The organism is Pseudoalteromonas sp. NCCP-2140 (assembly GCF_023708065.1).
Taxonomy (GTDB): Bacteria; Pseudomonadota; Gammaproteobacteria; order Enterobacterales; family Alteromonadaceae; genus Pseudoalteromonas.
The window spans coordinates 23,290-38,483 of sequence record NZ_BRCZ01000002.1; the positions used below are offsets into that span (position 1 = coordinate 23,290).

Here is a 15,194-nt window from a genome sequence, read left to right on the forward strand (position 1 = left end):
AATGGCTGATAAAAAAACTCCTGCAAAAAAATCGTCTAGTAAACCGAAGGCGACATCAAAAAAAACTACCGCTAAGCGCTCACGCGCACCTCAAGGGCCAGCTAAAGCTAGTGTATTAAGGAAACTTTGGTCAATTTTTTGGAAGCTTTCACTTGCTGTGATTGTTGCCATGGTGCTGTATCTAATTTATTTAGATGCAAAAATTACTCGCCAATTTGAAGGCAATAAATGGCAGTTACCTGCACAAGTGTATGCTCGTGCAATGAGCTTTTATCCTGGGCAGTATTTGTCTCAGCAAGAGGTTATTTGGGAGTTAAACCGTTTAAATTATTCATCTGTAAATAAGCTAAGCCGTACAGGCCAGTATGTTAAATCAGCTAACAGTATTAAAGTGTACCGCCGTGAATTTGAATTTTATGATGGCCTTGAAGATTCACACGTTATTGAGCTGCGTTTTTCAGGGCAGAAATTAGCAACTATCAAAGATAAATTTGGTCGTCGTTTAAACAGCGCTCGATTAGAGCCAGTTCAAATAGCTCGCATTGGTAATGATTCAAAACAAGACCGCGAGTTTGTGCCGCTAGATAAATTTCCGCCGATGCTAAAAGACACTTTACTGGTAGTTGAAGATCGTAATTTCTATCAACACCATGGCGTGTCTGTGTGGTCGATTATGCGTGCTTTATACAGCAATATCAAAGCCGGGCGAACAGTGCAAGGGGGCAGTACCTTAACCCAGCAATTAGCAAAGAATATATACCTTACCCGTGAGCGTTCACTGGTGCGTAAGTTTAATGAAGCGCTTATCGCTCTGATATTAGATTACCGCTACAGCAAAGATGACATTTTAGAAGCTTACCTCAATGAAGTGTATTTAGGTCAGTCTTACAATCAAGGCGTTCACGGTATGGGTCTTGCCGCTGAGTTTTATTTTTCAAAGCCTGTGGATGAGCTTGAATACGACCAAATTGCGCTATTAGTGGCTATGGTGAAAGGTCCTTCATATTACAACCCACGTCGTTATAGTGAGCGTGCAATGGAGCGTCGTGATCTAGTACTGCGCTTAATGGTTGAAAATAAATTGATTGATACCCGTGAATACCGTGCGGCATTAAAGCGTCCAATTGATATTGCACCAATGAAAGACAGTCTGCAAAAGTCGTATCCGGGTTACTTAGAATTAGTTAACCGAGAATTAAAGCGCCTACTACCTGATCAGCAAGTGTTAGATGCCGGGGTGCGTGTATTCACCTATTTTGACTTACAAAAGCAAACGGCCATGGAAGAGTCGGTTGAGGCAAGTCTACCTTATCTAGAAAGACGCCCTAAAACAGAAGAGCTTGAAGCGGCGATGATCTCTGTCAACGTTGAAAAGGGTGGGGTGTCGGCGTTGGTAGCAGGCCGTGACGTACGTTATTTTGGTTTTAACCGTGTACTTGATACCAAACGTAATATTGGTTCACTCGTTAAGCCTGCCGTTTATTTAACGGCATTTGAAAGTGGTCAGTTTAATGTTGCCACCTTGGTGGATGACTCACCGCTACAAGTGACTAATGAGCAGGGGAAAGTTTGGCAACCAGAGAACTTCGACAAACAGTTTCGCGGCCCTATGCCACTATACAAAGCATTCAGTAACAGTATTAATATTCCTGCGGTTAATACGGGCCTTGATGTCGGTGTAGATAAAGTAGCTGATACCTTAAAGCGTTTAGGTGTAGAAGGGCGTATTGATCAATACCCGTCGTTACTTTTAGGTGCACTTGAGCTATCTAGCTTTGAAGTAGCGCAGCTTTATACAACCCTTGCTGCTGATGGTCAGTACCGCGAGCTAACGTCTATTTCAGCACTGACTGACTCAGTAGGTAAGGTGCTTTATAAACATGATGTCAGCTCACAAAAGCGTTTTGATGATGCATCAATTTACATGACCAAATACGCAATGAAGCGAGTGACTAAAGATGGCACGGCTAAACGCCTAAATGCTCATTTCCCATCAATCCAACTAGCAGGTAAAACAGGCACTAGTAATGATTTACGCGATAGCTGGTTTGCAGGTTTTGACCAAAATACCGTAACTGTTGCATGGATTGGTCGCGACGATAACAAGAGTACAGGTTTAACAGGCAGTGTTGGCGCACTAGAAGCTTACATTCGTTACCTTAAGCCACTAAACCCTGAAGCTATAGCGGATACTCGCCCTGCTTCTATTCGTTGGGCCTTTATTAACGAAGAAACTGGTCTGCAAGCGCCTCCTGGTTGCGGCAAAGTAGTGCAGCTACCTATACGTGCTAGTGAGTTTGAGCCTAGACCTAATTGTCAGCGCTAAACTTGGCCATTGAATCATTTAGCTCAACACAGAGTTGAGCTAAATTTTGTACGCTATTCATTACCATAAGTGCACTTTTCTCTGTGTCTCTGACATTTTCAGTGTGGAATGAATTACAGTGCTTTGTGGCTGCTTGTACCGCACTTTATTTCCCTGGTATTCCTAAATTAAGCGCTAATGCTGACAAAGCTTTTTAACTGCTATTTATATTATTTTACTTCGAGAGCTTTATTTCAAAGTAATGCTCTTACATGAATTATTTTGGCTTAACTAGGTTGTAACTTGATAAATTAAAGGTAAAGATTGAAGAACTATTGCAGTACTAATTAGGTTTAAATGTAAAAAATAAAAGCCTCATAAAGAGGCTTTTAGAGTCATTGCTTATCTTACTAATTTAATCGAAACTAAAAGTCGTAAGAAGCAGATAGTTGGACTCGACGAGGAGATTGATAACTTTGCGCTAAACCAAATGTTGCACTATCATCACCAGCCGCTATTTCAGCAACTTCGTCATAACGAGTTGCTGTAGATGCATCAAATACATTGAAAATATCTAATGCGAAGCGTACTTTTTGATCATTGAAATGTAGGTTGTACGTAAAGTTGAGATCTAATCGAGCTGTCCAGGGAGTTGTTCCCATGCTGCCGCGAGGGTAGCGTTGATCACCTACATAATAGGTGTCGCCATAAGAATATTTGTCTGGGTCTGGTGTATACCCTGCACCTAACGCTGTCCAAGGACGACCTGAAGCAACATTTAAGTTTGCACCTATTAAGAAGTCTTCAGTAACTGCATATGCACCGTAAACTTTAATATTGTGACGACGATCCGCTGGTAAATTACCGTTAGCACCATCCATTAGATAAGGGTAATCCCAGTCTTGTGTTAAACCTGCATCATCTTGACCATTATCAGATTTAACAAATCCTTCTGTGTTACCGTAGTTATGAGACCAAGTGTAAAGGGCTTTTAATGACCAAACTTTATCCCAGCTCTTCTCAATTGAAAGGTCAACAGCAGCGTAACGACGCTTCGCATCTGGATAACCTAGCTCTTCAGCAGTGAAGCTATACTCTTCAGTTACACCGTCACCATCTAGGTCGAAGTTAAATGTTGCACCACTACCCGGGTTAAATAAGAACCAGTTTTCACCAAGGTACTCTCCATCTTCATCAGTAAAGATATATGAGCCATCATCAATTTGATTGCCCAGTGTGCGGTATGTACCTTTGATGCTCCAAGACCAGTCATCATTAATCGCTGCTTGATAACCTACAATGATTTCATCATTGTACATAGGCTCAAGATCTTTATCTGCAAGAGTGTTTGAAGGTTTTGCTGTTCCGTCACCACCATTTGAAATAGCGATATCACCTAATTGATTGCTCAAACCTACAGGAGTACCGTCAGCATTAAGACCCTCATACTCATACCAAGTGTGGATATAAGTTTCGGCACCTGCAAGACGAATATTCGTATTTGCAGCAACAGGTAAGTAATAGCGACCTGCAGTAACGAATAATTTACTATCGCCATCACCGTTAATATCCCAAGATGCACCTAACCTTGGAGCTATCTGGTTGTCTATAGAAACAAACTCATCGCCATCCGCGTTGTAGTTTGTGAAGCTGTCATTACGTAGACCTAAAGTTAGTGTTAGGGTATCAGTAACAGCCCATTGGTCTTCAATATAAATCGCCCAGTTTTCAACTTCGAATTCACCGCCATTCTTATAGTCACGAACACGAGTAGTCTTCATCTCTTCTGGAAGAACATAGCCGTTTGAAAGGCGAGCACCTTCTTCGTATGTTCTGTAGTAGTAATAAACACCACCCGAGTTGATAGTCGTTGCGTCTGATGTATTGGTTTCAGAGTCATAACCAAATCTTAATGTATGCTCATCATTTAAGTACCAGTCAAAGTCAACTCGTAATTGCTCACGTTTATCTTCGTTAGAGCCTACTGTGAAATTTACATAACAAGTAGTATCAACACCTAAGTCTGCGTCATAGCCGGTAGGGCAGTCATCAAAGTCAGAGTAATCTGTTTCTGAGAATTTTACTTCGCCATACATAGCAGATACGCTTAAGTCATCAGTCAGATTACCTGTATAACGAACTGCAAAACTTTCACCGCCGCGCTTGTGATAAGCTGTACCACCATCTAATGTGTAATTACCAGTGCCATTTGGGTCTTCGATTGTACTTTCAGAATATGTACGCTCATCACTAAAACCCCAAAGCATTAATTGATGATCCTCATTAATGTTCCAGTCAATACGTGCTAGATAATAAGGGTCGTCATCTTTTTCTTTTGTTAGAGAGGTTTGAGAAGCGTTACCGTATTCTTCTTCATTATCACGGAATGTATAAATACCATAGAAGAAAAGCGTATCTTCAATTAACGCACCAGATGCATAAATATTTGTCTCAAATGAGTTTACATAGTCATCTTGGTTGTTTGCATATAAATCACCAATACAGTGCCCATCAGCATCTTCGCAACGATCATTTTGTAAGTAAACTGAGTTTGGAGACTGTTCTCTCAATGAGTCAGGCGAATAAATTGATTCAATACCAAAGTGAAAGTCATTAGTACCTGACTTTGTAACTGCAGAAATAAGGCCACCAGTCGTTCGACCAAACTCAGATGAATAGCCACCCGTTTTTACTTGGAAGCTATCATATGCAGAGAATGGAATTGTCGCGCCACCCAAGCCATTACGGAAGTTAGTCATATTCAGACCATTTACGTAATAAGCATTTTCAGCAACAGATGAGCCACCAAAAGATGCTTGATCGCCAAATCGACTATCACCTTCAGTTGCGCCAGGCGCTAGTAAAGCAACCGATGTTAATGAGCGAGCTACCGGTAATAATTCAAGCTCTTCTGAACTAATGTTTAAAGATGATTCAGTAACTGAAACGTCAACAGCACGAATTGCGCCACCAACAACTGCAATTCGTTCAATATTACCTTCAACTAGTGGAATTTCTAGAAGTGCAGTTTTACCGACACCGATAATTACATCGTTGATCTGTGCTTTTTCAAAACCAGCTTGTGAAACGGTTATGTCATATTTACCAACAGGCACTTGATTAAGATTAAACTGACCATTTGCATCTGCAATGAGAGTTTTTTCATAACCTTTTGTTTTATCAGTAATAGTGATTGTTGCGCCAGCTAAAGAAACGCCAGACTGAGTAATGAGGTTACCTTTGATTGCCCCATTAACATTGTCAGCCATGGCTGGCATAGCTGCACTTAAGGTCATAGCAACAGCTGCAGCTGTAAACGAACGCTTAAATGTTTTTGAAAAGTTGTTTTTCATTGAGCTTTCCCTGTGAAATTTTAGATTTGTTGTTATTTGTTAATAACCTTCACACCTTGCATTTATTTTTCTAAGGTTTTTACCTTTAAATAAAGGGTGAAACAAATTGGTAACACACGAGGAACATACTAATCAATTATTTATATTATAAATACGATAAAACAACGTAAAAACGCCTTGGAACGATCTAATATTGTATTTAAATTTATTTTATATACAAAAATAAAATAAATGTAACTAAGTGTAATTTGATTAAGTGTTTCTTAATTCTAGATTTATTTATTTTAAAACAGTTGGTTGGGATGCTTTTATGTGTATTTTAGTTACAATGAAAATAAAAATGCACTAATGGAATACTTGCTTGGTATAAATGATGTTTTAATTGTAATATTTTATTGGTTTTTATTTTCTGGTAGGGATGTATTTGTATTATATTTTGGGGCGTCGAAGTATAGGTCACCGATTAAAGTGACCTATTCAAATTTCAATTTAAAGCTTCGCGAATGCGCGCTCTGCTGCTGCAATGGTGTCGTTGATCTCTTTCTCAGAGTGTTCAGCGCACACAAAGCCTGCTTCAAACGCCGAAGGAGCTAGGTAAACACCTTCTTCTAGCATTAAGTGGAAGAACTTTTTGAAGCGCTCTAAATCACACTCAGTCGCTTGTTGGTAGCTAGTTACTTTTTCTTTATCAGTAAAGAAGAAACCGTACATACCACCTGCGTAGTTTGTTGTAAGTGCAATGCCTGCTTTTTTCGCTGCTGCTTCAAAGCCTTCACAAATTGCTTTGCTCTTTGCTTCAAGCTCATCGTGCAGGCCTTCAGCACTTAATAGCTCTAAAGATTTTAAGCCGGCTGCCATGGCAATTGGGTTACCTGATAATGTACCTGCTTGATAAACTGGGCCAACAGGTGCGATGTAATCCATGATTTCTTTCTTACCACCAAAAGCACCTACTGGCATACCGCCACCGATCACTTTCCCTAAACACGTTAGGTCTGGTTTGATGTTGTAGTAAGCTTGTGCACCGCCTAAAGCAACACGGAAACCTGTCATTACTTCATCAAAAATAAGTACAGATTTGTATTCATCACACACCTCACGTAAACCTTCTAAGAAGCCAGGTACAGGTGGAATACAGTTCATGTTGCCAGCAACTGGCTCAACGATGATACAAGCGATTTCGTCAGCGTATTTTGCGAAAATTGCTTTTACTTCATCAAGGTTGTTAAACGACACAGTTAATGTGTGCTTAGCAAAGTCTTCAGGAATCCCCGGTGAGTTTGGCACGCCCATAGTCAGTGCGCCTGAGCCTGCTTTTACTAGTAGTGAGTCAGCATGACCGTGGTAACAGCCTTCAAACTTTAAGATTTTGTCACGGCCAGTGAAACCACGTGCTAAGCGAATTGCACTCATTGTTGCTTCAGTACCTGAGCTTACCATACGTACTTTTTCGATTGATGGTACAAGCTCTTTTACTTTTTCGGCCATTAAGATTTCAGTTTCGGTTGGCGCACCATAGCTTAAGCCATTTTCTACGGCTTCTAATACCGCTTGCTTAATAGCTGGGTGGTTGTGACCCATGATCATTGGTCCCCATGAACCAACGTAATCGATATAACGGTTACCATCAGCATCAAAGGTAAAAGAGCCTTCAGCTTTAGTGATGAATAAAGGAGTACCGCCAACGCCATTGAAGGCACGAACTGGTGAGTTAACACCGCCTGGGATTGATTCTTGCGCGCGATTAAAAAGATCTTGGCTAATTGTCATGAATAGTCCTATTGGGTTGTCACGTTAAATGAGTTGGTTTGCGAGGGCTCAACGAGCCCCAAACGAAGCAAGTTAGCTATTACGTTTACGGCTAAACCAAGGCACGTCGACTTCATATTGCTCAACTTTGTCGGCAACATCTAAGGTTAGAGCAAACAACGCCATGCGAATTAACACGCCATTTTGTACTTGACGGAAAATTGCTAGGTTGTCGTTGCTATTTAAATCGTTATCTAGCTCGTTTGCTTCCAAACGGCTGTCACGAGGAAGAGGGTGCATCAGTACTGAGTTAGGCTTACAGTGTGCGTTGTAAATTGCCTGACTGATACGGAAACCACCACGGTATTTGTTAGCTTCTTCTTGTGAAGGGAAGCGCTCTTCTTGGATACGGGTTTGATAAACAATATCGGCGGCCAAGTTGCCTTCCATTTTATCTACTACTTGAATTTTATGACCCGCGTTATCAACAGCATCTAAAATGTAGTCTGGCATTTGTAAGCCATCAGGTGCCACCATAGAGAATTTAACGTCTTTATAATGACAAAGTAATTTAGATAAAGAGTGCACGGTACGGCCGTATTTTAAATCACCTACTAGGGCAATATGCATACCGTCGATACTTTGGTTGAAACGACCTAGCTCACGTTCAATCGTTAGTAAGTCAAGTAGGGCTTGTGTTGGGTGTTCATTTGAGCCATCACCGCCATTGATTACTGGAACATCACACCCGGTGGCAAATTCAGCAACAGAGCCTGCGTCAGGGTGGCGCATTGCGACTGCATCTGCATACGCTGAGATCACGCGTGCGGTATCATACAAAGATTCACCTTTTGCAAGCGCCGAGCTTTGCATACCCGTTGTTTCACGAACCAAACCACCTAGTAAGTTAAATGCAGTACCAAAACTTACACGAGTACGCGTGCTTGGTTCAAAGAACAAGTTCGCTAAAATTGCGCCCTCTAAAACATTGGTGCGCTTTTGCTTTTTAGCATAAGGCTCCATTTTCTTAGCAACTGCAAAAATACGTTCAATACAATCTCGATCAAGCTGATTGACCGACAGGATATTTTCACCTTGGAAACTTAGCATGGGGTTTGTTCCTAATCACATTTATAGGGCGCTGGCACTCGGTATGGGAGGCCGCATAAATTTGCGCAGTACTATAGCAAATTTTTAGCGTTCACAGCAGCAAATTATAAGTTAGGTTTAATAATTGCCAGTGCCACTATAGCTAAAAGGATGAGTACCGGAACTTCATTAAAAATACGGTAAAAGCGATCGCTACGTGTATTGCGATCATGCTTAAAGTCAGCCAGTAATTTAAAGCAATAGCCGTGGTAGATATAGAGAATAATCACTAACACCAGTTTGTAGTGCAGCCACATGCTGTATCTAAACCAGTCTCGACCATATTCAAAAATGGTCAGTACCCCAAACACCAATGTTAAAACAGCAAACGGTGTCACAAAAAACAGTAAGCGGCGTTCCATTACTTTCAGCATTGAGTTACAGGCTTTTTCTTCACTCATTGCGTGGTAAACAAAAAGACGTGGCAGGTAAAAAATACCGGCAAACCAAGCAATCATAAAAAATACGTGGAAGGTTTTATAAACTAATAGCGCAGTCATTTAAGCATCCATTTTAATTGTTATAACAAACTGTTGCGTATGGTAAGGATATGTCTGATTTGGTCCCAACGCAAAAGGCCCATAATCTGTTGGTTATCAAGCAGGTTGTAAATATACACAGCACCGCTGCGTTTATCTTTTAATATGTCAAAAGCATCGGCTAATGTTGCTTGGCTACTAAGGCCGGCAAGGCTGACATATTTGATATTACTTTCTTGATCAGACATCAGGCTTAAATCATATTCAGCAAGACGATAGCCATTCTCTTCATCATGAACAATCAGCGGGGTTTGGCTATCAAGGGCATCGAGCGACTCTTTAATTTGTTGTTTGTCGTCACTGTAAAGCAGCTTGAACTGCTCATCCATTTCATCCATCACCCCCACTTTTTGTAATGCTTCGGTAGCAGGCGATATTTGATACTCAAGCCCTTGGAAATCAAGTTGTTGCATAAAAATAGAGCGGTTACCAAAAAACTGCAGTGCTGTAACATAAGCCGTTGAGATCACCAGCATAGCTGGCACAATAATCTCAGGACTTGAAGTTAACTCCATAACCGTAGTGAGAGCTGCCAGTGGTGCGTGTAATGTTGCTGCCAATAATCCTGCCATGCCAAGCATGCTATAGGTACCTGTGATATCAACACCCGGGCTAATGAACTGCGCGAAAAAGGCCATTAAGGTGCCCATTAATACCCCAAGTCCAATAACAGGGCCGATGATCCCACCTGGAATACCTAAACCAATGGCAAATAAAGTGGCGAGTAATTTGGCAATCAAGATGGTTGTTAAAAACTGCACATCATCTGGTGATTCAATAGCAATAGTGATAGCACTCATACCTGAGCCCATTGCATGAGGAACCATATAAGCAATTAAACCAGCTATTAATCCTGCTAGTAATAGACGAGGGAACATACTTAGTGGTTTAAAAGTACGGATTATAAGCATCAAGTTTTGGTTAAATGCATAGGCAACAGCACCAAGTGCCATACCAAAAATGATTAAAAATGGGTAATGCCAACCACTTAATGGGTTCATGGTGATAAGTGCAAGCTCTGAAGCGTCACCAAATACAAATTGAGTGGCTAATGCACCGGTAACCGCAGCGAGCATAATGGGCACGAAAATATGCACCTTATACTCCCTCAGTACCACCTCCATGACAAAGATAACGGCTGCAAGTGGGGTGTTAAATGAAGCAGCAATACCAGCTGCAACACCACAACCGGTGAGGGTACGCATTGCATTGTGCGGAAGGTGTAGTTTATCGGCCAGTAAACTGGCACCCGTTGCACCCATATGTACAGAGGGGCCTTCTCGACCGACCGAAAAGCCACTAATAAGGGCTAATGCGCCACCAACAAATTGGTTCACCGTGTTATAAAGCGGCATATGACCATAGTGTTTTTTAATACGGTGAATTACAAATGGAATTCCAAGACGATAATGCTTAAAGCCTGTTAGGGCGGCGAATAAGGCAATTAATAGGGCTGCACCAACTGGCAGTATCATTCGCTCATAGGTTGGTAAAGTGGTGAAGTCATCAGGCTTATCTAAAAATAAGCTTTGAAAAAACATGATTGTGAGGCGAAAAAGTATGATCAACACTGCCGCAATTAACCCTGCACTTACACCAAGTAAGCACAATTGCACAGATGTTTTAGGCTTTGCTAGGCGACGTCTTAGTCTCTCAAGCCACATGCATATTTCCTCACAGCACTTTTGAGCCGCAGTTTAGCAAATCAAATTAACTAAGTCGTTGGGATTTTATAATTTTATCTGCATTTTGGGTAAATCTAGCTAATCTTTGCTGCCATTATTAATTTGCTGCGTTAATTCAGGTAAGCGAGCTGTAATGGCTTTTGATATTTCATCTACCAACGGGGCATGTTTTTTATGAATAACCGTGTTGATAGCCATTTGCCTTAGTACCACCACTGAAAAGTCTTTTTTAAAGGTAATTATATCGTTATTGAGCGCAGGGTAGATGGCGTAATCGACACGTCCTTTTTTTAGCATGGTAAGCGTGTGACTTAAATCTTCGTTATGAATGATCTCGGCTTTAATATCAAACTCATTAAGAATTTCGATATCACCAATCGAACTTATAATTCGGTTGTTTGGATCGTATAAGTTATCCCGATCACATTGCAGCGATTTTCGACATAGGAGCACTAAGTTAATAATGCCAAGGTTTGGTTCTACGACAATGATATTCTCGAATTTTTTTAGGTTGCTTTTTGAACGCACGATATCGCCATCGACAATCCCTGCATTAAGTAATAACACACCTCTTCGAGATGGTGTGGGTTGCATTTGAGCCTTGATATTTAAATCATTATAGACATCACTCATAAACGCTTTAAATGGCGCTATACGGGGAATATCTATATAGGTTAATAACACCTTTTTTGGCCGAGAGTAATTTGTCTCAGATGACTTTGTACTGGCAAATAAATCATTGAGTAAGGCTATTTTAGCCTGGTTTTCAGCATCATTTCGTATGCCAATCACTAATGGGGAGTCGGTAAACTGAGTCACTATTTTCGGCTCAGGAAAGTTTTGCTGCTCAGCAAAATAGTTAAGCACCTTTGGTGCAGTAATCGCAAAATTAATCTGCCCAGTTTGCATTAAGTGGAATAGCTCTTCATCGTTTGCTGTTTGCACTATGTTGCCTGCATAGGATTGAATTACTTGTTCGACCACACCCGGATAAATATAAGGCTCAACAACGCCGACTTTGTGCTCATTAAAAAGCTGTTCAAGATTTTCAAAATCTTGTGGATTAGATTGCGTGGTAATGACAGCTAATTGAGAATTTAAAATAGTGGGTGAAGCAACAAAGCCGGGCATCATTTCAGATGGCCAAGCAGGGTAATAACCCAGGTAGCCGCTTAACCGGGCTTTTTTTATTGCATCTTGCCAAGGTAAATACTCAACTTCGAGGTTTATCGATTTTTTGGCAAGCGTGTCTCTTAATAGTGCAATAGCATCACCGCCATTTGCCATTGTACTACTTGCATACGGCGGGGCTTCTAAAGAGGTGATTTTCCATGTTTCTTGGTACGTAGTATTAGCAGCTGCCAATGAGCTGAAAACAAGAACCATAAAATAATAAAAGCGAGTGAGCATGGAAAAAGAATCATTATTAATTGTTTAATAAGTATACGTCTAAATTAGACTTTTTAGCATTATTAATTTGCTTATTTGCAGTTCATAATATTACAACTAAAGCAGTGATGTTTTTGGTCATACATACGCTTATCGGCCATGCTAAGTAATTCATCAAATGATTGCGCATCATCTGGATATAAGGCAAAGCCAACACTCGCTTCTACGTGCAAGTCACCGGAATCTGATTTTATCGGCGCTTTAATCGCACAGATCAATCGTGATAGTGCACGGTTAATTTGTACTTGATTTTCTATGTCGGTAACAATAACTACAAACTCATCACCACCAATGCGAGCAACGCAATCGGTTTTTTGAGCGGTGTCTTGTAAGCGTTTAGCAACTTCTATCAGTACTTTATCTCCCATCGCATGGCCATGGGTGTCGTTAATCGGCTTAAACTTATCAAGATCAAAATACAGGCAACCTACCTTAGAGCCTGTGCGCTCAACACGGGCAAATTCTTGCTTGATGAATCGCTCAAGCGCGCTACGATTTGCTAAACCAGTAAGGTGGTCTGTTTGTGCTAATTGCCTAATTTTCTTCTCTGCCATGACGCGTTTCGTGATATCGAAATTAACACCAATCATGCGGTTGCCGTATATTCTTCCATCTGCATTGATATAGCGCGTTTTGCCAGAGGGCAGAACAATCTGAAACTCTGCGTGAAACTCTTCGCCATTTAAAATTGCGAGTTTTAGCTTGTTAGTTACGTCTTCATATTCATCTGGATGCAAGCTATTTGCCCATGCTGAATAGTCCCCTTTGAATTCTGATTTTGGAATTTCAAATAAGGTATGCATCCAGTCATCCCAAATCAGTTCATTAGTGTCAAAATTCCACTCCCATATACCAATATGGGCCGCATCTGCAGCCATAGACATGCGTTGGTGTAAGCTTTCAAGCTCGGTTTTTGCTTGTTTTAATTCAGTAACATCTTCAGAAACGTCCAATAAATATTGCGCTTTACCATTACTATCTTTAATTGTGAGTTTCCGTGTTCTTAAGTAATGAGTATTGTCATCAATAGTAACCGGCTTTTCCTCTATAGTTAGAGTGTCATCACTTTTCAATACATCGCGATCGGTTTGCACGAAACTGACTGCTTGTTCATTACTGAAAATATCAAAGTCATTTAAACCGATTAGTTGGTCTTTATTTTTACCTAGTAGTTGCTCACCCGCTTTATTTACATGGCTAAATGTTAGATGCTCAGCTTCTTTTACAAACAACATGATGGGTAAATTATCGAAAATAGTTTGTGTAAAGGCTTCTTGGTTTCGAATATCAGAGAGATCTTTTATTGTCGCCACATAAGGACCTGACTCTTTTTTACCAATTGAGCTGATTGTTAATGTAATAGGAAATCGTTTTTTATTGGCTCGTTGTCCTTTTAAGAGCCGACTGCTACTTTTACCCGCCGTTCTTTTGCTGAGTTGTGAATCCCGGAGGATTTCATCAAGTTCTAACGATCTTTCAGGGATCAGGGTGCGAATATGTTTGCCTATTAAATCATGCGGCTGATAGCCAAAAACTTGGTTAACAGCCGGGTTTGCAAATTCAATTTTTCCTTCATTATTAAAGCTAATTACCACATCTTGTACGGTATTAAGTACTGCTTTCAGTTTTGCTGATAATAAGCTCCTTGCTCTGAGCTCAACAGCACCTAGTACAATTAGACTTAATGCCACCAGAATAAAAATAATAAGTTGTGCTAACGTCGAGTAGTCGTGGGTTGTAACATAGGTGGTGTACTCAGTTTCAAAAACCGACATCGAAATCATGCCAATGTAATGCATTCCCGAAATTGCACTGCCCATTATTAAGGCCACCACCAAGTTCATCCGTGTTTGATGAACCCCTTTGGCAAGTCGAAAATCATTAATTTTTAATGCGATACCAGACAGCACAATAGCGACGATAATAGATAAAGAGAACAACCAAGGCTCATAAGCCATTTTTGCGGGCATCACCATCGCCATCATGCCAACAAAATGCATCGAGCCAATCCCAGCACCCATTAACACACTTCTAAATAGTAGCCCTTTGTCGGTTTGCAGTGCTGGTGAGAGTACGATGTAACTGGCAAACACACTTGGCAAAATTGATATCAAGGTAATGCTAATGTTGTATTCAATAGGGATGGGTAAGGTATAGGCAAGCATACCTACAAAATGCATCCCCCAAATACCTATACCTAAAAAACACGAAGCCATGATGGTCCATATCTGACTTTCATTTTTTAGATAAGAGTGTTTGATACGAGCTGATAATAAAAATGAGATATACGAAGCAAATACGGCTGTGAGAATAGAAGCAAACACAAGGAGCAAATCGTATTCAGCTGGAATGACCTGCGCACTGCTTAAATTATCAGTTATAAAATGCAGCTTGAAATGCTCTATCACAATTATCTTCCCTCAGTGCAAACTCATGCCAGCCCAAATGTAGTACAAATAAACTTTAGTCCAAGGCGAATGGGTTAGCCAGTTACCCTCACCATAATTGAGATGCTCTTCTGGTGATACTTGATTAAAACACTCGGGTATTAGATAATTGCGGCCAATATAGGTTATGAGGGTTTTGGTATGTCAGATGAGTTGCCAATCAAGTTCAGCGATGCAGCAGCTGTTCGTGTTAAACAGTTAATCGAAGAAGAAGAGAATCCAGATCTTAAACTACGTGTTTATGTAACAGGTGGTGGTTGCTCAGGTTTCCAATATGGTTTTACTTTTGATGAAAAAGCTAACCCTGGCGATTTAGAAATTGTTAAAAATGGTGTAACGCTAGTAATTGACCCTATGAGTATTCAGTACTTGGTCGATGGTACCGTTGACTATACTGAAGGGCTTGAAGGCGCACGCTTTTTTGTTAATAACCCGAATGCAACAACAACCTGTGGTTGCGGAGCCAGCTTCAGCGTTTAACGAATTATTTAAAAAAGCCACTTTATGTGGCTTTTTTA

General features: G+C 40.6%; 9 protein-coding genes. 2 read left to right on the forward strand and 7 right to left on the reverse strand.

Translation table 11 applies throughout. From position 1 onward, the window contains the following. Position 1: 1 nt before the first annotated feature. Entirely contained in the window at positions 2-2,326 is a 2,325-nt protein-coding gene (gene mrcB / locus NFU46_RS04020; protein ID WP_251599935.1) for a penicillin-binding protein 1B, read from the forward strand. A 404-nt stretch (positions 2,327-2,730) separates the two neighbouring features. On the opposite strand, the gene NFU46_RS04025 is transcribed toward mrcB, so the two are convergent. The 7 genes from NFU46_RS04025 to NFU46_RS04055 form a co-directional block, all read right to left on the reverse strand. Then, positions 2,731-5,658, reverse strand: a complete 2,928-nt coding sequence (locus NFU46_RS04025; protein ID WP_251599939.1) for a TonB-dependent receptor — start codon at positions 5,656-5,658, stop codon at positions 2,731-2,733. 489 nt (positions 5,659-6,147) lie between these two features. After that, a complete protein-coding gene (gene hemL / locus NFU46_RS04030; protein ID WP_251599942.1) occupies positions 6,148-7,428 on the reverse strand; it encodes a glutamate-1-semialdehyde 2,1-aminomutase in 1,281 nt (426 codons plus the stop codon). 72 nt (positions 7,429-7,500) lie between these two features. Continuing rightward, the gene (locus tag NFU46_RS04035) at positions 7,501-8,517 is read right to left on the reverse strand and encodes an aspartate carbamoyltransferase (RefSeq protein ID WP_055197864.1); all 1,017 of its coding nucleotides are present in this window, start codon (positions 8,515-8,517) and stop codon (positions 7,501-7,503) included. A gap of 104 nt (positions 8,518-8,621) precedes the next feature. Beyond that, positions 8,622-9,056, reverse strand: a complete 435-nt coding sequence (locus NFU46_RS04040; protein ID WP_054562318.1) for a CopD family protein — start codon at positions 9,054-9,056, stop codon at positions 8,622-8,624. A 20-nt stretch (positions 9,057-9,076) separates the two neighbouring features. Continuing rightward, positions 9,077-10,759, reverse strand: coding sequence for a chloride channel protein (locus NFU46_RS04045; protein WP_062566705.1), 1,683 nt, complete (start codon positions 10,757-10,759; stop codon positions 9,077-9,079). 99 nt (positions 10,760-10,858) lie between these two features. Then, complete coding sequence (locus tag NFU46_RS04050) at positions 10,859-12,190, reverse strand: transporter substrate-binding domain-containing protein (protein WP_251599945.1); 1,332 nt, start codon at positions 12,188-12,190, stop codon at positions 10,859-10,861. A 71-nt stretch (positions 12,191-12,261) separates the two neighbouring features. Continuing rightward, positions 12,262-14,445, reverse strand: a complete 2,184-nt coding sequence (locus tag NFU46_RS04055; RefSeq protein ID WP_251599962.1) for a diguanylate cyclase domain-containing protein — start codon at positions 14,443-14,445, stop codon at positions 12,262-12,264. Between the two features lie 372 nt (positions 14,446-14,817). Here NFU46_RS04055 and erpA point away from each other — a divergent pair, with 372 nt between their 5' ends. Continuing rightward, positions 14,818-15,156, forward strand: coding sequence for an iron-sulfur cluster insertion protein ErpA (gene erpA, locus NFU46_RS04060; protein WP_054562313.1), 339 nt, complete (start codon positions 14,818-14,820; stop codon positions 15,154-15,156). Positions 15,157-15,194 lie beyond the last annotated feature (38 nt).